Origin of the sequence: Pantoea dispersa (assembly GCF_019890955.1) — a bacterium.
Classification (GTDB): Bacteria; Pseudomonadota; Gammaproteobacteria; order Enterobacterales; family Enterobacteriaceae; genus Pantoea; species Pantoea dispersa.
Genome location: NZ_CP082346.1, coordinates 48960 through 71952, shown reverse-complemented (window position 1 = coordinate 71952; position 22993 = coordinate 48960). Strand labels below are relative to the sequence as shown.

Here is a 22993-nt window from a genome sequence, read left to right as displayed (position 1 = left end):
TGCCACGTGCGCATGATTGGACGCCGGACATGGTAGGGTCGCCATTCATGGCGACCAGGTTTATTCACCTGCGTCATCCCTGTTGCCTGAATTGATCATTCACACGGAGGCTTCGATGAAACTGATTGGCAGCTATACCAGCCCGTTTGTGCGCAAAATCTCAGTGATCCTGCTGGAAAAGGGCCTGGTGTTTGAATTCGTCAACCACTCTCCGTGGGAGCCTGACAGCCACGTCCCGCAGTACAATCCGCTGGGTAAAGTGCCGGCCTTCATTGATGACCAGCAGCTGACCTGGTTTGACTCCTCAATTATTGCTCAGGTGATTGAGCTGCGTGGCGATGCGCCTGCCCTGCTGCCCGACGACGCACTGCGCGCCCTGCAGATCCGCCAGCTGGAGAAGCTGGCCGACGGCATCAATGATGCGGCGGTGATGATCGTGCGCGAACAGATGCGTCCCGGCGATCGGCAATCGGAAGAGGTGCTGCTGCGTAATCGCGAGAAAATCGCGCGCGGCCTCGACGCGCTGGAAACCGCCGCCGCACAGGGCGAGTTGCTCAACAGCGGCACGCTCAACCTCGCCGATATCGCTACCGGCTGCACCCTGGGCTATCTCAATTTTCGCCGCGTGCTGCCCAACTGGTGCGTCAATCGCCCGGCGCTGGTTAAACTGGCAGAAACGCTGTTCGAGCGGGAAAGCTTTGCCCGTACGGTTCCGCCCACCCACTAAGTGATGCGATGAAAGCCCTCTACAGTCAGCTCCCTGCCATCGACAGCCTGCTGCGCGATCCGGCGCTGCAGCCGCTGCTGGCACAATCCGGTACCGCCTTTATCACGCGCCAGCTGCGCGGCATGCAGCAGGAGGCGCGCGACCACATTCAGCAACATCAATCGTTACCGCACTGGCACGCCAGCTGGCCGGATGAAGCGCTGCGCCGCGCACAGCAGCAGCAGCAAAGCGCGCTGCGCCCGGTGTTTAACCTGACCGGCACCGTGCTGCACACCAATCTGGGGCGCGCGCAGCTCAGCGATCGCGCCATCGCGGCGGTCAGCGCCTGTCTGCGCCAGCCGGTAACGCTGGAGTATGCGCTGGACGACGCGGCGCGCGGTCATCGCGATCGCGCAGTCAGCGCACTGCTGTGTGAGCTAACCGGCGCCGAAGCTGCCTGTATCGTCAATAACAACGCCGCTGCGGTACTGCTGATGCTGGCCAGCCTGGCAGCGGGTCGCGACGTGATTATGTCGCGCGGCGAACTGGTGGAGATCGGCGGCGCATTCCGTATCCCTGACGTGATGCGCCAGGCGGGCTGCCGATTGGTGGAGGTTGGCACCACCAATCGCACCCATCTGAAGGATTATCGCGGCGCCATCGCCGGGGATAGCGGCCTGCTGATGAAGGTACACACCAGTAATTACCAGATTCAGGGCTTTACCCATGCCGTGTCTGAAGCCGAGCTGGTGCAGTTAGGCGACGCGCACGGCCTGCCGGTGATCAGCGATCTCGGCAGCGGTTCGCTGGTGGATATGACGGCGTACGGGTTGCCGCCTGAACCGATGCCGCAGCAGCTGATTGCGGCCGGCGTGAGCCTGGTGAGTTTCTCCGGTGACAAACTGCTGGGTGGCCCGCAGGCCGGGATTATCGTCGGCAAAAAAGCGCTGATTGACCAGCTGCAACAGCATCCGCTGAAGCGCGCACTGCGCGTCGATAAAATGACGCTGGCGGCGCTGGAAGCGACGCTGCAGCTCTACCGTCAGCCGGAAACCCTGCACGAGGCGCTGCCGACACTGCGCCTGCTGACGCGCAGCGCGCACGATATTCTGCAACAGGCTGAACGTCTGATGCCGGCGCTGGAGCACGCCTTCAGCGCCGATTTTTCGCTGGCGATCGCCGCCTGTTCCTCGCAAATTGGCAGCGGTTCGCTGCCGGTCGAACGTCTGCCCAGCTTTGCTATCACCTTCACGCCACGCGACGGTCACGGCAGCCAGCTCAACGCCCTGGCGCAGTGCTGGCGCCAGCTGGCACGCCCGGTGATCGGCCGCCTGCAGGAGGGCAAACTGTGGCTGGATTTACGCTGCCTTGATGACGAAGCCGCCCTGATACGGACCTTAGTACCATGATTATTGCCACGGCCGGACATGTCGATCACGGTAAAACCGCGCTGTTGCAGGCCCTGACCGGGATTGATGCCGATCGCCTGCCGGAAGAGAAACGGCGCGGCATGACCATCGATCTCGGATATGCCTACTGGCCGCAGCCCGATGGCCGCACGCTGGGCTTCATTGATGTGCCTGGCCATGAAAAATTTCTCGCCAACATGCTGGCCGGCATCGGCGGCATTCATCATGCGCTGCTGGTGGTGGCCTGTGACGATGGCGTGATGCCGCAGACGCGTGAGCATTTACAGTTGCTGAGCCTCGCCGGACAGCCGCCGCTGAGCGTGGCGCTGACCAAAGCCGACCGCGTTGACGCCGCACGCATCGCAGAGGTGCAGCAGCAGGTCGCGCAGCTCACGCAGCAGCTCGGCTGGCCAGCGGCAGCGCAGTTTGTTAGCAGCAGCCATACGCTGCAGGGCATTGAAACGCTGCGCCAGCACCTCAGCAGCCTGAACGCACCGGCGTTTGAGCCTGGCCACCGTTTCCGGCTCGCCATCGACCGCGCTTTCACGCTGAAAGGCACCGGACTGGTGGTCACCGGCACCGCGCTGAGCGGTGAAGTCAGGGTGGGCGACACGCTGTGGCTTAGCAGCCTGAACCTGCCGCTGCGCGTGCGGGCGCTGCATGCGCAGAATCAGCCGGTGACGCGCGCCCAGGCGGGCGAGCGCATCGCGCTGAATATCGTCGGTGACGTAGAGAAAGCACAGATTACGCGCGGCGACTGGCTGCTGGCGCAGCCGCGTCCCGCCGGCACGCAGCGGCTGATCGTCGCACTGCGCCTGCTGCAACCGCTGAAAACGGCCTCACAGCCGGTGCATCTGCATCACGCGGCCAGCCACGTCACCGGCCGCTTAACGCAGCTCACGGACGATGTGGCTGAACTGGTGCTCAGCCAGCCGCTGTGGCTGGCGGAAAACGATCGGATAATTATCCGCGACAGCAATGCGCAGCACACGCTGGGCGGCGGACGCGTACTGCTGTGCGATAGCAAAAAGCGCGGTAAACGCCAGCCGGACTACCTGCAGTGGCTCCAGCAGCTGGCTGCGGCGCGCGATGACAGCGCCAGCCTGCAGGCGCATCTGGCGTATCAACCGGCCGCGTATGACGAGCTCGGCTGGGCGCGCCAGCTCACTGCGCCGGCGCTGGACGCGCTGCTGCTGCCGCTGAATCCGGTACGGCTGGGGACCAGCCTGATGAGCGACACAATGGCCAGCGCCTGGCAGCAGCGTTTACGGGAAGCGCTGAGCGCCTTCCACCAGCAGCACCCGGAGCTGCCGGGCATCGGCCACGATCGCCTGCGCCGTGTGGCGCTGCCGCATGCGCCGGCACCGCTGGTGCCGGGATTAATCGACCAGATGCTGGCACAAGGCGAGCTGCGGCAGAAACAGGGCTGGCTGCACCTGCCCGACTTCGCGCCGCGCTTTAATCCACAGGAAGCCACGCTGTGGCAGCAGGTCGAGCCGCTGTTCAGCGACCAGCCGCTGTGGGTGCGCGATATTGCCGATGCGCTGCAGCAGGATGAAGAGCAGATTCGTGGTTTGTTGCTCACCGCGGCGCGTCTCGGTCATATCACGGCGATCGTGCGCGATCGCTACTACCGCAGCGCGCAGATCCAGATCTTCGCCGATCTGATTCGTCAGCGTGCGGCCGCCGGAGGCAGCACCAGCGCCGCTGACTTCCGCAACCAGCTGGGTACCGGCCGCAAAGTCGCGGTGCAGATTCTGGAATTCTTTGACCGCAGCGGCTTTACCCGCCGTCGCGGTAACGATCACCTGCTGCGCGACGCGCGCCTGTTCACCCCTTCTGCCGCGTGAAAAAAAAGGGACGATTGCTCGTCCCTTCGGTTCACTTCTGCCCATCGCTTACTGCAGCAGCGAAATGTCCGCCACCTGCAGGAACAGCTCGCGCAGTTGCGCCAGCAGCGTCAGGCGATTGATACGCACCGCTTCGTCATCGGCATTCACCATGACGTTGTCGAAGAAGTTATCCACCGCTTCGCGCAGCTGCGCCAGCTCCACCAGAGCATCCTGATAGCGGCCTTCCGCAAAGTACGGCTGCAGCTTGTCGCCCAGCGCGGTGACAAAGGTCGCCAGCTGAATTTCAGCGTTCTCTTTCAGCAGGGACGCCTGCACGCTGTCGTTCAGGGTTTCGGTGGCTTTCGCCAGGATATTCGACACGCGCTTATTAGCCGCCGCCAGCGCCGAAGCCGCTTCCAGCGTACGGAAGTGCGAAACCGCCTTCATACGTGCATCGAAATCGGCCGGACGGGTTGGACGACGCGCCAGCACCGCCTGAATGGTGTCAACGCTGTGGCCCTCTTCCTGATACCAGGCGCGGAAACGGCCCAGCATGAAGTCGATGACATCATCAACTACGTTGGTGTTGCTCAGCTTGCTGCCGTACAGGCGCACCGCTTCTTCCGTCAGGGTTTGCAGATCGAGCGGCAGGTTTTTCTCAACGATGATACGCAGCACGCCCAGCGCGGCACGACGCAGCGCAAACGGGTCTTTATCGCCTTTCGGATGCTGTCCGATGCCGAAGATACCGGCCAGGGTATCCATTTTATCGGCAATCGCCACGGCGCAGGCTACCGGGCTGGACGGCAGATCGTCACCGGCAAAACGCGGCTGGTACTGCTCGTTAAGTGCGACCGCCACATCTTCCGCTTCACCATCGTGGCGCGCGTAGTGCATGCCCATCACACCCTGGGTGTCGGTGAACTCGAACACCATATTGGTCATCAGGTCGCACTTCGACAGCAGGCCGGCGCGCGTGGCGTGATTGACATCAGCGCCAATCTGCGCGGCAATCCAGCCGGCCAGCGCCTGAATACGGTCGGTTTTGTCACGCAGCGTACCCAGCTCTTTCTGGAACAGCACGGTTTCCAGACGCGGCAGGTTATCTTCCAGACGCTTTTTGCGGTCGGTGTTGAAGAAGAACTCGGCATCGGCCAGACGCGGACGCACCACTTTTTCATTACCGGCAATGATCTGCTGCGGATCGCGCGATTCAATGTTGGTGACGAAGATGAAGTTGGGCAGCAGCTGGCCGTCTTCGGCGTACACCGGGAAGTATTTCTGATCCCCTTTCATGGTGTACACCAGCGCTTCAGCCGGTACCGCGAGGAACTTCTCTTCAAACTTCGCCGTCAGCACCACCGGCCACTCCACCAGCGAAGCCACCTCTTCCAGCAGGCTGTCGCTCAGGTCGGCTTTACCGCCCAGCTGCTGCGCGGCGGCTTCGGCATCGGCTTTGATTTTGGCTTTACGCGTGGCGTAATCGGCGATCACTTTACCGCGCTCCTGCAGCAGCTGCGGATATTGATCGGCATTGTCCAGCGTCAACTCCGGCTCGCCCATGAAGCGGTGGCCGCGAATAACGCGATCGGACTGAATACCGAGGATGGTGGCCGGAATCAGCTCATCACCCAGCAGCAGCGTCACGGTGTGCACCGGACGCACGAACTGCACGTCGCTGGCGCCCCAGCGCATCAGTTTTGGAATCGGCAGCTTGCTTAGCGCGGTCGCGACCATCGCCGGCAGCAGCGCCTGCGCGCTTTCGCCTTTTACCGCAGCACGATGCACCAGCCACTCGCCTTTGTCAGTGCTGAGACGCTCAGCCTGCTCTACGGTGATGCCGTTGCCACGTGCCCAGCCTTCTGCCGCTTTAGTCGGCTTGCCTTCGGCATCAAACGCCGCAGCGACAGCCGGGCCACGCTTTTCTACTTCGCGATCGGGCTGCGCGGCCGCCAGCTGTGCCACTTTCAGCGCCAGACGACGCGGTGCCGCAAACCAGCTGACGTCGCCATGCGCCAGACCGGCGCTGTCGAGCTCAGCGGTAAAGTGCGCAGCAAAGGCTTCTGCCAGGCTGCGCAGGGCTTTCGGAGGCAACTCTTCGGTGCCAATTTCCACCAGGAAAGTTTTATCGGTCATGGCTGCCTCTTACTTATTACGGTTGCACATAGGGAAGCCGAGCGCCTCGCGGGAGGCATAATAGGCTTCCGCCACAGCTTTCGTCAGGGTGCGGATACGCAGGATATAGCGCTGGCGCTCGGTGACCGAGATCGCCTTGCGCGCATCAAGCAGGTTGAAGCTGTGCGCGGCTTTGAGAATGCGCTCATAGGCCGGCAGCGGCAGCGGTTTTTCCAGCGCCAGCAGCTGCTGTGCCTCTTTTTCATACTGCTCGAAGCAGCTGAACAGGAAATCGACGTCGGCGTACTCAAAGTTGTAGGTCGACTGCTCCACTTCGTTCTGGTGGAACACGTCACCGTAGGTGGTTTTGCCGAACGCGCCGTCGCTCCAGGTAAGATCGTACACGCTGTCCACGCCCTGGATGTACATCGCCAGGCGCTCCAGACCGTAGGTGATCTCGCCGGTCACCGGCTTACACTCCAGGCCGCCGACCTGCTGGAAGTAGGTGAACTGCGTGACTTCCATGCCGTTCAGCCACACTTCCCAGCCGAGTCCCCAGGCACCCAGCGTTGGGTTTTCCCAGTTATCTTCGACGAAGCGAATGTCATGCACGCCAGGGTCGATACCGAGCTCTTTCAGCGATCCGAGGTACAGCTCCTGAAGGTTGTCCGGGTTCGGCTTAATCACCACCTGGAACTGGTAGTAGTGCTGTAAACGGTTCGGGTTTTCACCGTAGCGGCCATCGGTGGGACGGCGCGATGGCTGCACGTAGGCGCTCGCCATCGGCTCTGGCCCGAGAGCACGCAGGCAAGTCATAGGGTGAGAAGTGCCAGCGCCCACTTCCATGTCCAGCGGTTGGACGATGGTGCAGCCCTGACGCGCCCAGTAATCCTGCAAGGTCAGGATCAGGCCCTGAAAGGTCTTGGTATCAAACTTTTGCATGTTGAATTCGCACGCGATACGGGTGGATTTAAAAAGAGTGCGACAGTATACCCTTTGACCGCGCATTGTGCAGCCGGAAATCCTGGCGCAGGCGGGTGCGGTTATGCGGCGGTTAACAGAGAGCTCCGAAATCCAGGCTGCGGGGGTTGTTGGCCCGCTGTGCACTGGCTACCCTTCTTCGCACGGAGTACGCACGAGGAAGCCATGTCGCAAAAAATCTGCTGGATTGATAACTTACGCGCGGTCGCCTGTCTGATGGTGATCGTCATTCACACCACCACCTGGTACATTACCGGACCGATGGCAGTCACCGGACCCAGCTGGGACGTCGCCAATCTGCTTAACTCGGCTTCGCGCGTCTGCGTGCCGCTGTTCTTCATGATTTCCGGTTATCTGTTCTTTGGCGAACGCAGCGCACAGGGCCGCCATCTGCTGCGCATTGTGCTGTGCCTGCTGTTCTACAGCGCCGTCGCGCTGGCCTACATCACATGGCTGACGCCGATCAGCGAAGGCCGATCGCTGCTGAAGCTGTTGCAGAAGCCGGTGTTCTACCATCTGTGGTTCTTCTTCGCCATTATCGGCATCTACCTGCTGTCTCCGCTGATTCAGGTGAAAAACGTGCCGCCGCGCTATGTGGCGCTGCTGGTGCTGATCCTCGCGGTAATCGCCAATCCGAACACCGTCAGCCAGTCGCTGGGGCCGTTCCACTGGCTGCCGGTCAATCTGTATGTCAGCGGCGACTCGATTTACTACCTGCTGTACGCGCTGCTTGGACGGGCGATTGGCGTGATGGATACCGACAGGCGCGGCATCAGCTGGCTGGCCGGGCTGAGTTTTATCGCCTGCGTCATCGGTATCGCGCTCGGCACCAGACAGATGCTGAAGATTAACGGCGCGTTTAATGACACTTGGTATCTTTACTGTGGCCCACTGGTGTTTATCGCGGCGATAAGCCTGCTGGTGCTGTTTAAAAATGTGCTGAACCAACGGCCGCTGCCGCTGCTGGCGACCATTTCACGCTATTCGCTGCCGATTTATGGTTTCCATGCGCTGTTCATTCACTATCTGCGTACCCATCATTACGACGATATGTCGCGGCCGTGGCTCGATCTGCCGTGGGTCTTTGGCGTAACCCTGCTGGGCAGCCTGCTGCTGGCAATGGTGCTGAAACGCGTGGACAAGCATCATCTGGTGAGCTGATCGTCCCAGCGCTGCCGGGCGCGGCGCAGCTGGCGTGCCGAGGAGAAGCCGGCGGCCAGCGCCGCTTTTTCCGCCGCTTCCCCCTGCTGCTGGCGCTGGCGCGCAATCACCAGCCGTAGCTGCTCGTGGTATTCCCGCACGCTGATACCCAGATGCTGGCGAAACAGGCGCGTCAGATGGCGCTCGCTGACGTGGGCACGTTCGGCCAGCGCGCCCAGCGACCAGTCATGTTCCGGATGTGCAATCATCGCGTCCTGCGCGCGATGAATCGCCGGATGCAGATGATTACGATAACGCAGCCACGGCGACAGTTGCGGATCGTCACCCGAGCGGCGGAACCACACCACCATCTCCCGCGCCACCGTCAGCGCCTGCCGCGCGCCGCACAGACGGTTGATCAGGTGCAGCGCCAGATCGATACCCGCAGTTATCCCCGCGCTGGTCCAGATGCCGGCATCTTCCACAAACACGCGGTTGTCTTTCACCAGCGCAGCCGGCGCGGCAGCTTTCAGGCGCGGCAACACATCATGGTGCGTGGTGCACTGTACGCCATCCAGCAGACCAGCCTGCGCGGAGAGCAGCGCGCCGGAGCAAATACACACGAGAGTAATGCGCCGCGTATGAATCGCGCCGTGTTGCTGGCGCAGCCAGTCGCGCGCCTGCCCGGCTGCCCCGGTATCGAACCAGATGCGGGAATCGAACACGCCGGGCACAATCAGCAGACTGTTATCAGGTAGCGTGGCGGGCAGCGGTGCAATATCCGCAATGGTCATGCCGGTCGAGCAGGTGACGCTCGCCTGCGGGCCGATGTAGTGCAGCGCAAAATGTCCGCCCGCCAGCTGCAGCGTCTCTGCCGGCCCGGTGAGGTCGAGCGCCATGACGCCCGGCAGGACAAGAAAATAGACGGGCTGCGGCATGGTGGGTTCCTCAGGCAATGAAGGGGTAACGATGGGCGAAGATGCGCAGCCAAATCCGGCCACATATCTTCATCGATTCTTCCCATCATACCCGACTCTGTTCACGCCTTGCGACCTCATCCGGCCATGCGTCAGCCAAATCAGGACATCAGTGGTAACAGCTGCTGGTATAGCTGCGCAAAGCGCGCACGGCGCGGCTGATACGCCTGATGCTGCGCGGCGTCCGGCTGATGGCGCTGCACTAACGCCGGTGCCGGCCATTCGCTGGCCGGGTCCACTGCCAGCTGCGCCAGGCGCGCGGCACCGAGCGCCGGTCCCACCTCGCCGCCGTGACAATAATCCAGCGTCAGTCCGCTGATGTCCGCCAGCATCTGCCGCCAGTACGCGCTGCGCGCACCGCCGCCAATCAGCATCACCGTGTTGGGCAGTACGCCACACTCATGCACCGCATCCATGCCTTCCGCCAGCGCAAAGCCCACGCCTTCCAGCACCGCGCGCGCCAGTTCCGGCCGGCCGTGCTGGTGCGTCAGGCCAAAGAAAGCCCCCTGTGCCTGCGGATTATTGTGCGGCGTGCGCTCGCCGGAAAGGTAAGGCAAAAACCACACCGGCGTGGCCTGGGCGCTGGCGCGTTCAGCTTCGGCCAGCAGGTGCGGCACATCATCGCAGCCGGTCAGTGCAGCGGCCCAGTCCAGACAGGCGGCGGCACTCAGCATCACTGACATCAGATGCCAGCGCTGCGGCAGCGCATGACAGAAACTGTGCACGGCGCGTTGCGGATTGCTGAGATAGCCTTCGCTCACCAGAAAATAGACGCCGGAGGTGCCGAGCGACAGCATGCCCTGTCCTGGCTCAACCATGCCAACGCCCACAGCGCCAGCCGCATTGTCGCCGCCGCCGGCCACCAGCGGCACCGGCTCCATCCCCCAGCGCGCCGCAATTTCCGGCAGCAGCGTGCCGGTAATCTGGTTGCCTTCAAACAGCTGCGGCATGTGGCTGCGGTTCAGTCCGCACGCCGCCAGCATTGCATCGCTCCAGTCGCGCTGTGCCACATCCAGCCACATCGTTCCCGCCGCATCTGACATATCGGTGGCGAAATCGCCGCTCATCCGCCAGCGCAGATAATCTTTCGGCAGCAGCACTTTTGCTACCTGCGCAAATATCGCCGGTTCATGCTGCTGCACCCACAACAATTTGGGCGCGGTAAAACCCGGCATCATCAGGTTGCCGGTAATCTGACGTGACGATGGCACGCGCTGCTCCAGCTGGCGACACTGCGCGCTGCTGCGCCCGTCGTTCCACAGTATCGCCGGACGCAACACCTGATGCGCGGCGTCCAGCAGCGTCGCGCCGTGCATCTGGCCGCTAAAGCCGATGGCGCTGACGTGGCGTAAATCGTGCTGCTGCGCCAGCGCCTGCATGGCACTATCGGTGGCCTGCCACCAGCTTTCGGGATCCTGTTCGCTCCATAGCGGCTGCGGACGCGTCACCTGCAGCGGCGCGCTGGCCGTTGCCTGAACCTGGCCGTGCGCATCCAGCAGCACCACTTTGACGCCGGAGGTGCCTAAATCGATCCCGATAACCATGCTTCGCTCCTGATGGATTAGAAATTATACAGATAGTGATTCACCAGATTTTCCAGCTGCTCCTGGCGTCCGCTGCGATGCTGCGGATTGAGTTGCTGCTGCTGAGCATGCGCCGCCAGCGAGGCAAGAGAAAACTCGCCTTTCAGAATTTGCTGGCCGAACTCACCATTCCAGCCGCTATAGCGCTGCGCCACGCGCTTATCCAGCTCACCATCGCTCACCATACGCGCCGCCACTTTCAGCGCCAGCGCCATGGTATCCATCGCGCCGATGTGGCCATAAAACAGATCGTATTTGTCGGTGCTCTGGCGCCGTACTTTGGCATCAAAGTTTAAGCCGCCGGTGGTGAACCCGCCCGCTTTGAGGATTTCGTACATCACCAGCGCGTTTTCTTCGACGCTGTTCGGGAACTGGTCGGTATCCCAGCCGCACTGGCTGTCACCGCGGTTGGCATCGACCGAACCGAAGATGCCCAGTGCAATCGCCGTCGCAATTTCATGATGGAAAGAGTGACCCGCCAGCGTGGCATGGTTGGCTTCCACATTCACTTTGATCTCTTTTTCCAGGCCAAACTGCCGGAGGAAACCGTAGACCGTCGCGACATCAAAGTCGTACTGGTGTTTAGTCGGCTCCTGCGGCTTCGGCTCAATCAGCAGCATCCCCTGGAAACCGATTTTATGCTTGTGCTCCACCACCATCTGCATGAAGCGCCCGATCTGCTCGCGCTCCTGCCGCAAATCGGTATTCAGCAGCGTTTCGTACCCTTCGCGTCCGCCCCACAGCACATAGTTTTCACCGCCCAGCGTCTGCGTCGCCTGCATCGCGCTGCACACCTGGCTGGCTGCCCAGGCGAAAATTTCCGGATCCGGGCTGGTCGCCGCGCCGGCCGCAAAGCGGGGATGCGTAAAGCAGTTCGCGGTGCCCCACAGCAATCTGACGCCGGTTTCCTGCTGCTTTTCCAGCAGTTTATCGGTCATTACCGCCAGGTTTTCCTGGTAGCTGCGCAGCGAATCACCTTCCGGTGACACATCGACATCATGGAAGCAGTAATAAGGCACGTTGAGTTTGTAAAAGAACTCGAACGCGACATCCGCTTTGAGCTTCGCCAGCTGCAGCGCATCGCCATTTTTCTGCCACGGGCGATCAAAGGCCCCCACGCCGAACATATCCGCCCCGTTCCAGCAGAACGTGTGCCAGTAACAGGCGGCAAAACGCAGGTGTTCCGCCATGGTTTTACCCAGAATCACTTCCTGCGGATTGTAATGACGAAACGCCAGTGCGTTAGTGGTATTGGCCCCTTCATAACCAACGCGCTCAAGCTGGTCGAAATAAGCGTGCATGTTGTGCTCCTTAGCATCAGACCCGAATGGTCAGCAGTGAAGCGTTATTTTGCGGAGGCGTAAGCGTTCAGCTCAATTACGATATTTCACACTGAACTTAAGATAATTATTATTTGTGCGGCAGCTCGCAAATCCATGTATTTAATTACATCGCGTACCGGCGCGCAGCGCCGCTGCAAGATTTAACAGATGGGCGCGTAAAATTTCGATCGCGCTCAAAGAATCACAAATAAACAAAAAAACGTAATAGCAGGATAAAAATCAGTAATTGATGTTGTTCACGTCGCGGGGCAACAATTCATCCGCCCTGGTTCATAGCCTTACAACGACAATAGCCTCAACCTACAGGATGACCATGATGAAAATGAGACACACGCTGTTAGCCCTCAGCGCTGCACTGGCCCTGTTCAGCCACGCCGGGCTGGCGAAAGAAGTGAAAATCGGTATGGCGATCGATGATTTACGTCTGGAACGCTGGCAGAAAGACCGGGACATTTTTGTCAGCCAGGCGGAAAAGTCTGGGGCCAAAGTATTTGTCCAGTCGGCCAACGGCAATGAAGAGACGCAAATCTCACAGATTGAAAATATGATCAACCGCGGTGTCGATGTGCTGGTCATCATTCCTTATAACGGTCAGGTATTGAGTAATGTGGTGGCCGAAGCGAAACGCGAAGGCATTAAAGTGCTCGCTTATGACCGCATGATTAATAATGCCGACATCGATTTTTATATCTCGTTTGATAATGAAAAAGTCGGCGAACTGCAGGCCGAAAGTCTGGTTAAACAGGTACCTAAAGGGAACTACTTTTTGATGGGCGGCTCGCCGGTGGATAATAACGCACGCCTGTTCCGTGCCGGCCAGATGAAAGTGTTAAAACCTTACATCGATAACGGCAGCATCAAAGTGGTGGGCGATCAGTGGGTCGATGCCTGGCTGCCAGAGAATGCGCTGAAAATCATGGAAAACGCGCTGACCGCTAACAGCAACCACATTGATGCCGTCGTTGCCTCCAACGATGCCACCGCTGGTGGGGCCATTCAGGCGCTGAGCGCGCAGGGACTGGCGGGCAAAGTCGCCATTTCCGGTCAGGATGCCGATCTCGCCGCCATCAAACGCATCATGAACGGCACGCAAACCATGACGGTGTACAAACCCATCACCGAACTCGCCACCGAAGCGGCAAAAATTGCGGTGGAACTGGGCGATGGCAAAACCCCCGCCAGCAACAGCAAGCTGAATAATGGCCTGAAAGAGGTGCCGTCGCGCCTGCTGAAGCCGATTCCGGTCAACAAAGACAACATTGAAAGCACCGTGGTGAAAGACGGCTTCCATAAACAGAGCGAACTCTAAGCGCCTGAAACGCGAAGGAGCAGATCGATGCTGCTGGAAATGAACAACATCACCAAGCGTTTCGGCGCGGTAAAAGCGCTGGATGCCGTCAGCCTGCGGCTCGAAGCCGGTGAAGTCATGTCGCTGTGCGGTGAGAACGGCTCGGGCAAATCGACGCTGATGAAAGTGCTGTGCGGGCTTTACCCGCACGGCGAATTTGACGGCGAAATTCGCTTTGCCGGCGATCGCATCGAGGCGCAAACCATCCGCGACACCGAGCGCAAAGGCATTGTGATTATTCATCAGGAGCTGGCGCTGGTGCGGCAGCTTACGGTCATGGAGAACATTTTCCTCGGTGCCGAGCTCGGTCGCTTCGGTATGGTCGATGATGAAACCATGACGCTGCGCTGCCAGCAGCTGCTGGAGCGGGTCAAACTTAACGTTTCGCCTGCCACCAAAGTTGGCGAGCTCGGCCTCGGCCAGCAGCAGCTGGTAGAGATCGCGCGGGCGCTGAATAAGCAGGTGCGATTGCTAATCCTCGATGAGCCGACCTCGTCGCTCACCGAACAGGAAACCGAAGTGCTGCTTGGGATTATCACTAACCTGCGCGAGCACGGTATTGCCTGCATCTACATCTCCCACAAGCTTAATGAGGTCAAAGCAATTTCGGACACCATCTGTGTGATTCGCGATGGTCAGCACATCGCCACGCGGCCAGCGGCCGGGCTGAGTGAAGATGACATCATCACGATGATGGTGGGCCGCGAACTCACCGCGCTCTATCCGCACCAGCCGCACGAGATCGGCGAAACAATACTGAAAGTGGAAAATCTCACCGCCTGGCATCCGGTCAACCGCCACGTGCGCCGCGTCAATAATGTGTCGTTCAGCCTGAAGCGCGGCGAAATTCTTGGTATTGCCGGGCTGGTGGGCGCAGGACGTACCGAAACGGTCCAGTGCCTGTTTGGCGTCTGGCCCGGCCGCTGGCAGGGTGAAATCTGGATTGATGGCCAGCAGGTGAAGATCGACGATTGCCGGGCAGCGATTGCGCACGGTATCGCCATGGTGCCGGAAGATCGGAAAAAAGATGGCATCGTGCCGCTGATGGGCGTGGGGAAAAACATCACGCTGGCCGCGCTCGATCAATACAGCCATCGCTTCTCCACGCTGGATGAAGCGCAGGAGCAGCAGGCGATCAACGATGCTATCCGCCGTCTGCGCGTCAAAACTTCCTCACCCGAACTGGCGATTGGCCGTCTCAGCGGTGGCAATCAGCAAAAGGCGATCCTCGCCAAATGCCTGCTGCTCAATCCGCGCATATTGATTCTTGATGAACCGACGCGCGGCATCGACGTCGGCGCTCGCCAGGAGATCTATCTGCTGATTAACGCGCTGGTGCAGCAGGGCATCGCGGTAATCGTTATCTCCTCTGAACTGCCCGAAGTGCTGGGGCTGAGCGACCGCGTATTGGTGATGCATGAAGGGCAAATCAAAGCCGATTTGATTAACGATAACCTGACTCAGGAGCAGGTCATGGAAGCTGCCCTGCGGAGCGAACATTATGCTTAAAACTGAAAGTAGCCAGCGCCTGTCCGGTACCCCGGGCAAGCCAGCGCCGGGCAAATTTCCGCGCCTCAATCTGCAGGTGCTGGTGATGCTGGGGGCGATTGTGCTCATCGCCCTGTTCTTCACCTGGACCACCGACGGTGCCTGGCTTAGCCCACGCAACGTCTCTAACCTGCTGCGCCAGACCGCCATCACCGGCATCCTCGCGGTGGGCATGGTGTTTGTTATTATCTCGGCTGAGATTGACCTGTCAGTCGGTTCAATGATGGGCCTGCTGGGCGGTGCCGCGGCCATCTTCGACGTCTGGCTCGGCTGGCCGCTGCCGCTGACCATCGTGGTAACGCTGGTGCTTGGCCTGTTGCTGGGCACCTGGAACGGCTGGTGGGTCGCGTACCGTAAAGTGCCCTCATTTATCGTCACGCTGGCGGGCATGCTGGCGTTTCGCGGCATTCTGGTCGGCATCACCGATGGCACCACCGTAGCGCCAACCACGCCAGCCATGTCGCAGATCGGGCAAAGCTATTTGCCTGGCGGCGTTGGCTTTGGTTTCGGCTTCGCCGGTCTGGCGCTGTTTATTCTCTGGCAATGGCGGCTGCGCCTGCGTCGCCAACAGCTGGGGTTATCCCAACCGGCTGCCAGTGGCACGGTGGCACGTCAGGCGATTACCGCTGTATTGGTGCTGGGGGCCATCTGGCTGCTGAACGACTACCGCGGCGTGCCGACACCGGTCCTGCTGCTGGCGCTGCTGCTGCTTGGCGGCATGTTTATGGCCACGCGCACCGCCTTCGGACGGCGGATTTACGCCATCGGCGGCAACATTGATGCGGCGCGCCTGTCGGGCATCAACGTGGCGCGCACCAAGCTGGCGGTATTCGCCATCAACGGCGTCATGGTGGCTATCGCCGGCCTGATCCTCAGCTCACGTCTTGGTGCTGGTTCGCCCTCTGCGGGCAATATTGCCGAACTGGACGCTATCGCCGCCTGCGTGATTGGCGGCACCAGCCTGGCCGGCGGCGTCGGCTCGGTGGCTGGCGCGGTGATGGGCGCATTCATCATGGCTTCTCTGGATAACGGGATGAGCATGATGGACGTGCCGACCTTCTGGCAGTACATCGTCAAAGGGGCGATTTTACTGCTGGCGGTGTGGATGGATACGGCTACGCGCCGCCGGGTGTAATCGCGTGGGCGATCACAATGTGGCGCAAACAATTTCAGCTGCCTTTTCCGCCGTGCTATGCAATGCGTAACAGGTTTGAGGGAGCGCGCCACGATGCACGAAAAACGTTACCGTATTACGCTGCTGTTTAACGCCAACAAGGTGTATGACCGCCAGGTGGTGGAAGGCGTCGGCGAATATCTGCAGGCTTCGCAAACTGACTGGGACATCTTCATTGAAGAAGATTTCCGCTGCCGCATCGACAACATCCGCGAATGGCTGGGTGACGGTGTCATTGCGGATTACGACGACAGCTCAATCGAGAGCCTGCTCAGCAATGTGCCGGTGCCGATTGTCGGCGTTGGTGGCTCTTATCACCGCCAGCAGGATTATCCGCCGGTGCACTACATCGCCACCGACAACGCTGCGCTGGTAGAGAGTGCCTTTCTGCACCTGAAAGAGAAAGGCATTCATCGCTTTGCGTTTTATGGCCTGCCCGCTGCCAGTGGCAAACGCTGGGCGCAGGAGCGCGAGCACGCGTTTCGCCAGCTGGTGATGCGCGAGCGCTATCAGGGTGTGGTGTACCAGGGAATGGAAACTGCGCCGGAAAACTGGCAGCACGCGCAAAATCGCCTCGCCGACTGGCTGCAAACGTTGCCGCCGCAGACCGGCATTATCGCGGTGACCGACGCGCGTGCGCGTCATTTGCTGCAGGCCTGTGAACACCTGAAAATACCGGTGCCGGAGAAACTCAGCGTAATCGGCATTGATAATGAAGAGCTGACGCGCTACCTGTCCCGCGTGGCGCTCTCTTCGGTGGCCCAGGGCACGCGCCAGATGGGGTATCAGGCCGCCAAGCTGCTGCATCGTCTGCTCGATCGGCAAATGCTGCCGCTGCAACGCATTCTGGTGCCGCCGGTGAAAGTCATTGCCCGCCGCTCTACGGATTTTCGCTCACTGCGCGATCCGGCGGTGATTCAGGCGATGCATTACATCCGCTTTAACGCCTGTAAAGGCATCAAGGTTGAACAGGTGCTGGATGCGATTGGCATGTCGCGCTCTAATCTGGAAAAGCGTTTTCGCGACGAGACCGGCGACACCATTCACGCCATGATCCACCGCGAGAAGCTGGAGAAAGCGCGTGAACTACTGGCCTGCTCTTCATTGAATATTAATGAAATTTCGCAGATGTGCGGCTATCCTTCCCTGCAGTACTTCTATTCGGTGTTTAAGAAAAGCTATGCCACCACGCCGAAAGAGTATCGGCAGCATCACGGCGAGAACGTGCAGTAACGCCGCTGAAATCAAGATTTTGCCGCCAATTGCCGCTATACTGCGCGGCATCTTCAAAGGAAGATCGTCGTCTCCGGTGAGGCGGCCGGATTTCAAATCCGGTTGGGGCCGCCAGCGGTCCCGGGCAGGTTCGACTCCTGTGATCTTCCGCCACTGCACTTCCGAAACCATCCGAGATTATTTATATTTTCGTTTATTAACAACAAAATACATACCACCCGTCCGTATACATCCTGTTGCATCTGCCAGCATCCATGACAAATGTGTATAGATTTTATACACACTTAGACTTATACACATGGCACTTACAGACATACAAATTCGACGCGCAAAACCCCAGGAAAAGCCTTACACCCTTAGCGATGGCCTAGGCTTGGCTTTACTCATTAACCCTGATGGCAGCAAAGGCTGGCGCTTCCGTTACCGATTCAACGGTAAGGCTAAGTTGATGTCGTTTGGTTCCTATAGCCTCGTTTCACTCGCTGAGGCACGCGAGAAGCGTGATATGGCGCGTAAGCAGGTAGTAAATGGCGTTGACCCATTAGTGGAGCGTAAAGCCCAAAAACTGGCAAAGCAGCTTTCAGCAGAGAACTCTTTCGAGGTCATCAGCCGGGAATGGCATACGAATAAGGCGGACCGCTGGACCGTTGCTTATCGGGACGAGATCATTAAGACCTTTGAGCAAGACGTTTTCCCGTTTATCGGCAATCGTCCAATCTCAGAGATTAAGCCGCTTGAACTTCTTGAGGTACTGCGTCGTATAGAAAAGCGGGAAGCGTTAGAGAAAACTCGTAAGGTACGCCAGCGCTGTGGGGAGGTGTTCCGCTATGCAATTATTACCGGCCGAGCTGAGTATAATCCTGCTCCTGATTTATCTATTGCGCTAGCCGTTCCCAAACAAAAGAATCACCCATTTTTATCTGCGGAAGAGCTGCCTTATTTTGTTCAAGACTTGGAAGCGTATGCGGGTAGCATTATTACTAAAAAAGCCACGAAAATAGTGATGTTGACAGGGGTTAGAACTCAGGAGGTGCGCTTCGCAACCTGGGATGAAGTTGACCTTGAAAAAGGTATTTGGGAGATACCTACGGAACGGATGAAAATGCGCAGGCCTCATGTTGTACCTTTATCTACCCAAGTAATTGCCCTTTTCGAGCAATTGAAACCTATCACCGGCCATTATCCTTACATTTTTATTGGCAGAAATAACCGTAGAAAACTAATCTCTAAGGAAAGTGTTTCACAAGTCATTGAATTATTGGGATACAAGGAGCGTGCGACTGGTCATGGCTTTCGACACACAATGTCTACTATCTTACATGAACAAGGTTTTGATAGTGCGTGGATTGAAATGCAACGGGCACATGTCGATAAAAATAAAATCCGCGGGATATATAATCATGCTAACTATTACGAAGATAGAAAAAAAATGATGCAGTGGTATAGCGACTTTTTATTGAATGGTGGTCAGTGACCACCATTCGAAACTAGATATTATTTATTACACTCTTGAGGTTCTGGATATAATATTCCAAGTCATATTCATTCAATTCAAACCCTTGAGAGTGTACAATTACATTCCTAACTTGGGATAAGTTAACAATGGATTCATATATAGACTCTCCAATAAGCTGTCGCTCCCTAAGCTCTCGTGCAGTTGGCTTTATATTTAAATAACTTCTTTCTTTAGGCATTCCAGCTTTAACAGCAAGATCTCCAATTTTCTTCTCTAAAGCACGCCAATTTAGTAAAAACTCACCCACTCTGTAGTTTGTACTTACCGCAGCATTCTCTGCTAACTCTTCCCTTTCCTCTTCCGGTACAGTAATTTTCTCTAAGGAGGATATTGCCCCTTCAATAATAGGCTTAATTTCGCTGCTCATTTGTATTAGCATATCGAAATCATTTCTTTCGAAGAAATTATTATGTGCAACTTTACATCTAATTAAATATAATTTATCCCACCTCGATTTAAGCAGACTCTCTTCACAATCCACATGTTTCTGAAAATAACGCTGCCAGTTTGACTTAGGTATAAAGTCTCTTACGTCATCAATGGGTATAGAATCTCCATCATGATCTTTAATTTTGCGGATAAGCCCATCTAAATCTTGAGTTCTATATGAATCAAAAAGAAATGTAGACAACTGTATAAAGTCAGCATCATATAAATAGTTATTTGAGCTTTGCTGTTTCTTATCTCTTCTTATTTTTTTAGCTCATCTGGAATTGCCGTTTCAGACCATCCTAAACCAACATTAGTCAGCATAAACTTAGTGATTAACTTCCTCATGAGATTTTCTAACTCATGAATGATTGGGTATGCTTTACGCGAATAACTATAACTGACATCATCCCATAGCGTCTGAATATTGTTATTCGACGCCAGGTTAAGCAAGCCCCGTATGACTCTTAAAAAAGCAGAAAATAATTCTAAATCATCAGAAGAACTTGCCAGCTTAAGGTGAAAAATTTTGTATTTTTCAGAAGGTGTATTTTCTTCAACTACTTCAATATCGAACTCATTTCCAATGTACTTAGCTTTCTTACCAGAAAGGCTTATATCAGAATCCGACTGAAGGAAATTCAAAAAGGATTTTTTCGTTTTACAAAAAGAATTTTTTAATTCAATAGTGACCAAATATTCTACTTTCATTTAATCCCCAGCCTCGACATATAATGCATATCCTAGCATCAAGTACAAAATACTCCCGTTATCAAACTACATTTTACATTCGCGCGCAATGCTATCCCCGCCACGCCTGCCCGCTTTATGCATCGCTTTTCATGCAGGTGCATGATGCGGGCCGGGCCGCACCCGGTATGGTTTGAACGGGGAAAAGCGGTGCATGTTTTTTCATGTAAATCCATGCACGCTATGCATGCATCACTCTTTACAAAGCGGCTGGTCAGAAAAAAGGCTTCTGGAAGAGAAAAGATGGACACAAAAAAGCCGCTGGTGTAGCAGCGGCAGTGCGGCATTAATGAACCTGGCGGAATGCAGAACCATAACGGCCCAGCGTCTGACGTTCTCTTGCCGGTTCCGGTGGTGGTGCCGGTATTTTTTCCGGCTGTGGCGGTGCGGTGATAACCTTTGTAATGCTCTCATTCGTCTTAAAAGTACAGGAGCAGTCCAGTTTAGTGCACTGGTGATAACGCTCTTACACCTGCTCTGACATACAGCGGCTCGATTTGGTGTGCGCCGCGCTTTTGCAGTAAGGGCAGTGCATCATTTCTGGTTGCCCTCCTGAAGCTTTGCACGCTGCGCCCGGATTGATTCAGCCAGCTTCTGGCGACGCATAGGATGGCGGTAAAGCTCCATATCAATACCCATCAGCGGCGGGCGATTCAGACCAATATTCTCCAGCAGCGGAGCCTCTTTCATCACGCTGCCCGGCAGGGCCGCAGCCGCCTGCGTCAGCGCTTCACCAACCAGATAAGCCACGTCCTGAATCGCATCCCGGTCGTCACCGGCTAACGTCGGGGACAGTTCTTCACGCCGGATACGCAGCTTAATGGACCACAGCAGCGACGGACTCACGTTGCGCAGGGCTGACTGCCAGTGCGCATCTTTCAGCCAAAGGGCTGCACGGCACGCAGACGCTCACGCTTGCTGATACGCAGCGCTGTGGTGGCATCAGTTTTGCCGCGGGGGATGTGCTCATCCCCCTGACAGGTGAAGACGGCTCACCCGTTAACGTGCAGCTCATCAGCGCCGCAGGCGACAAGCGCACCCTTCCCGGCGGGCAGGTGAAAAACACGTACTGGCTGGCAGGCGAGCCGGACGGCAAAACGCCGTGGCTCACTGAAGGATATGCCACCGGCCTGACCGTGCACCGGCTGACCGGCCAGGCGGTTTACGTGGCGCTGAGCGCCAACAACCTGCCCGCGCTGGCAATGCGGCTGCGTGAGTCACACCCCGGCGCGCTGATGCTGATTGCCGCCGACCGTGACGACAACGGCACCGGCCAGTTAAAGGCAGAGGAAGCGGCGAAAGACTGTGGCGGGAAAGCCGCACTGCCGCCGGTTACGGGTGACTGGAACGACGTGTGGCAGGCGCAGGGCGATATCGCCACGCTGGCGCAGCTCACCGCCTTCACGCAGCCGAAGTCGCTCAGCCCGTTTGAATCCGTCAGCGAGGCCGACCTGAAGGCCATGAGCGCCAGCCAGAAAGCCGAGTTGCTGGTCGCCCACTACGGGCAGGCGCTGGCCGTGCCGCCGGACGGGGAGGAAATCTGCCGCTATGAGAACTGCGCATGGCAGGTGATGGAGGCGAAGACGCTGCGCCGGGAAATCGCCGCGCTGTTTCAGAAGGTGCGCGCCCCATTCTCCGCTGCCGGTATCGGCAGCGTGCTGGACACGCTCAAACTGATGGTGCAGCAGATGGGAGAACCTTCCCGCCGCCTGATTGGCTTCCGTAACGGCGTGTATGACACCACAACAGGCACCTTCAGCCCGCACCGCCGCGAGCACAGGCTGCGCACCGTCAACAGCGTGGACTACACCGCGCCGCGTCCTGGTGAAAACCCCGCAGACCACGCCCCGGCTTTCTGGCGCTGGTTAACGCGGGCCGCTGGGCATAATCACGACAAGCAGGAGCGCATTCTCGCGGCGTTATTTATGGTGCTGGCAAACCGCTATGACTGGCAGATGTTTCTCGAAGTCAACGGCCCCGGCGGCAGCGGTAAAAGTGTCATGGCCTCGATAGCCACTCTGCTGGCCGGAGAAGACAACACCACGTCCGCCACCATCGACACGCTGGAATCCTCCCGCGAGCGCGCCAGCGTGGTGGGCTTCTCGCTGATTATCCTGCCTGACCAGGAGAAATGGAGCGGCGACGGCGCGGGCATCAAGGCGATTACTGGCGGCGATGCGGTGGCAATCGACCCGAAATACCGTGACGCCTATTCAACGCACATTCCGGCGGTCATTCTGGCGGTGAACAACAATCCTATGCGCTTCAGCGACCGCAGCGGCGGTGTGTCACGCCGCCGGGCAATTCTGACGTTCCCGGAAGTGATACCGGCAAAAGAACGTGACCCGCAGCTGCTTGACAAAATCAGTACCGAGCTGGCCATCATTGTTCGTCATCTGATGCAGCGCTTCAGTCAGCCGGAGGAGGCCCGCGCGCTGCTACAGGCGCAGCAGACGTCCGGCGAGGCGCTGGAAATTAAACGCCAGGCTGACCCGCTGGTCGATTTCTGCGCCTACCTGATGCCGATAAGTACCGCGACCGGCCTGTTTATGGGGAACGCCAATATCCGCCCGCTGAATCCGAAGCGATATCTGTACCATGCCTACCTGTCATTCATGGAATCGCGCGGCCATCAGCACCCGCTCAGCCTGACCGCATCCGGTCAGGCGGTGCCGCAGACGCTGAAGGAGTGTGAGCGCATCCTGCTGAAACGCCGGACGAATAACGGCGTCCAGACCAATCTCACGCTGCATGAGGACAGCGAAGCCGACTGGCTGCCCGCGTGCAGTCAGTAACCCCCGCAGCAAACGAACCGGCTCAGGCCGGTTTTTTACGTTTCAGCCCGGAGTGATCACTCAATATGAACACAAGTGTACACGCAGCCCTTAGCTCTTCACCGTATAACTAAC

18 protein-coding genes, 1 tRNA gene and 1 pseudogene are annotated in these 22993 nt (G+C 58.0%); 11 read left to right on the top strand and 9 right to left on the bottom strand.

The features are described from left to right. Positions 1-115 precede the first annotated feature (115 nt). From K7H94_RS00340 to selB, 3 genes are read left to right on the top strand one after another with little or no spacing between them, the layout of a single operon-like run. The gene (locus K7H94_RS00340) at positions 116-727 is read left to right on the top strand and encodes a glutathione S-transferase (RefSeq protein WP_021506859.1); all 612 of its coding nucleotides are present in this window, start codon (positions 116-118) and stop codon (positions 725-727) included. 8 nt (positions 728-735) lie between these two features. After that, complete coding sequence (gene selA, locus K7H94_RS00335) at positions 736-2115, top strand: L-seryl-tRNA(Sec) selenium transferase (protein WP_222951484.1); 1380 nt, start codon at positions 736-738, stop codon at positions 2113-2115. Then, positions 2112-3965: a selenocysteine-specific translation elongation factor gene (selB, locus tag K7H94_RS00330; protein WP_222951483.1), complete on the top strand. Its 1854-nt coding sequence runs from the start codon at positions 2112-2114 to the stop codon at positions 3963-3965. The genes selA and selB overlap by 4 nt, the downstream gene beginning before the upstream one ends. A gap of 48 nt (positions 3966-4013) precedes the next feature. Here selB and glyS read toward each other — a convergent pair whose 3' ends face one another. After that, on the bottom strand, positions 4014-6083 hold the full coding sequence (glyS, locus tag K7H94_RS00325; protein ID WP_058775590.1) for a glycine--tRNA ligase subunit beta: 2070 nt from the start codon (positions 6081-6083) through the stop codon (positions 4014-4016). Between the two features lie 9 nt (positions 6084-6092). Next, complete coding sequence (gene glyQ, locus K7H94_RS00320; protein ID WP_021506863.1) at positions 6093-7004, bottom strand: glycine--tRNA ligase subunit alpha; 912 nt, start codon at positions 7002-7004, stop codon at positions 6093-6095. A 204-nt stretch (positions 7005-7208) separates the two neighbouring features. Here glyQ and K7H94_RS00315 point away from each other — a divergent pair, with 204 nt between their 5' ends. Beyond that, positions 7209-8204 carry an acyltransferase gene (locus tag K7H94_RS00315; RefSeq protein ID WP_222951482.1) on the top strand — a complete coding sequence of 332 codons (996 nt, stop codon included), beginning with the start codon at positions 7209-7211 and terminating at the stop codon, positions 8202-8204. Here K7H94_RS00315 and K7H94_RS00310 read toward each other — a convergent pair. The 3 genes from K7H94_RS00310 to xylA all read right to left on the bottom strand — a co-directional run bounded on the left by K7H94_RS00310 (position 8189) and on the right by xylA (position 12044). Next, positions 8189-9121 carry a GlxA family transcriptional regulator gene (locus K7H94_RS00310; RefSeq protein WP_058770764.1) on the bottom strand — a complete coding sequence of 311 codons (933 nt, stop codon included), beginning with the start codon at positions 9119-9121 and terminating at the stop codon, positions 8189-8191. The genes K7H94_RS00315 and K7H94_RS00310 overlap by 16 nt on opposite strands. A gap of 140 nt (positions 9122-9261) precedes the next feature. Next, on the bottom strand, positions 9262-10704 hold the full coding sequence (gene xylB / locus K7H94_RS00305; protein WP_222951481.1) for a xylulokinase: 1443 nt from the start codon (positions 10702-10704) through the stop codon (positions 9262-9264). A gap of 17 nt (positions 10705-10721) precedes the next feature. Then, positions 10722-12044, bottom strand: a complete 1323-nt coding sequence (gene xylA, locus K7H94_RS00300) for a xylose isomerase (RefSeq protein ID WP_222951480.1) — start codon at positions 12042-12044, stop codon at positions 10722-10724. 358 nt (positions 12045-12402) lie between these two features. Between xylA and xylF the strand changes: the two genes are divergently transcribed. The 6 genes from xylF to K7H94_RS00270 all read left to right on the top strand — a co-directional run bounded on the left by xylF (position 12403) and on the right by K7H94_RS00270 (position 18863). Beyond that, on the top strand, positions 12403-13395 hold the full coding sequence (gene xylF, locus K7H94_RS00295) for a D-xylose ABC transporter substrate-binding protein (RefSeq protein ID WP_058758164.1): 993 nt from the start codon (positions 12403-12405) through the stop codon (positions 13393-13395). Between the two features lie 27 nt (positions 13396-13422). Then, a complete protein-coding gene (locus K7H94_RS00290) occupies positions 13423-14943 on the top strand; it encodes a xylose ABC transporter ATP-binding protein (RefSeq protein ID WP_222951479.1) in 1521 nt (506 codons plus the stop codon). Then, positions 14936-16117: a xylose ABC transporter permease XylH gene (gene xylH, locus K7H94_RS00285; RefSeq protein ID WP_222951478.1), complete on the top strand. Its 1182-nt coding sequence runs from the start codon at positions 14936-14938 to the stop codon at positions 16115-16117. The genes K7H94_RS00290 and xylH overlap by 8 nt, the downstream gene beginning before the upstream one ends. Positions 16118-16210: 93 nt before the next feature. Beyond that, positions 16211-17389 (top strand): D-xylose utilization transcriptional activator XylR, encoded by a 1179-nt coding sequence (xylR, locus tag K7H94_RS00280; RefSeq protein WP_222951477.1) that lies wholly within the window; start codon positions 16211-16213, stop codon positions 17387-17389. A 58-nt stretch (positions 17390-17447) separates the two neighbouring features. Next, positions 17448-17542, top strand: a tRNA-Sec gene (locus K7H94_RS00275). A 145-nt stretch (positions 17543-17687) separates the two neighbouring features. Beyond that, the gene (locus tag K7H94_RS00270) at positions 17688-18863 is read left to right on the top strand and encodes a tyrosine-type recombinase/integrase (RefSeq protein WP_150361096.1); all 1176 of its coding nucleotides are present in this window, start codon (positions 17688-17690) and stop codon (positions 18861-18863) included. A 13-nt stretch (positions 18864-18876) separates the two neighbouring features. On the opposite strand, the gene K7H94_RS00265 is transcribed toward K7H94_RS00270, so the two are convergent. From K7H94_RS00265 to K7H94_RS00250, 4 genes and pseudogenes are all read right to left on the bottom strand, one after another. After that, positions 18877-19536 carry a HEPN domain-containing protein gene (locus tag K7H94_RS00265; RefSeq protein ID WP_222951476.1) on the bottom strand — a complete coding sequence of 220 codons (660 nt, stop codon included), beginning with the start codon at positions 19534-19536 and terminating at the stop codon, positions 18877-18879. 59 nt (positions 19537-19595) lie between these two features. Then, on the bottom strand, positions 19596-20045 hold the full coding sequence (locus K7H94_RS00260) for a hypothetical protein (protein WP_222951475.1): 450 nt from the start codon (positions 20043-20045) through the stop codon (positions 19596-19598). 325 nt (positions 20046-20370) lie between these two features. Beyond that, positions 20371-20622: pseudogene (locus K7H94_RS00255) on the bottom strand (ogr/Delta-like zinc finger family protein). After that, positions 20619-20930 (bottom strand): hypothetical protein, encoded by a 312-nt coding sequence (locus K7H94_RS00250; RefSeq protein WP_245001386.1) that lies wholly within the window; start codon positions 20928-20930, stop codon positions 20619-20621. The pseudogene K7H94_RS00255 and the gene K7H94_RS00250 overlap by 4 nt, the downstream one beginning before the upstream one ends. Positions 20931-20941: 11 nt before the next feature. Between K7H94_RS00250 and K7H94_RS00245 the strand changes: the two genes are divergently transcribed. Next, on the top strand, positions 20942-22879 hold the full coding sequence (locus K7H94_RS00245; protein ID WP_245001419.1) for a primase-like DNA-binding domain-containing protein: 1938 nt from the start codon (positions 20942-20944) through the stop codon (positions 22877-22879). Positions 22880-22993: the final 114 nt, after the last annotated feature.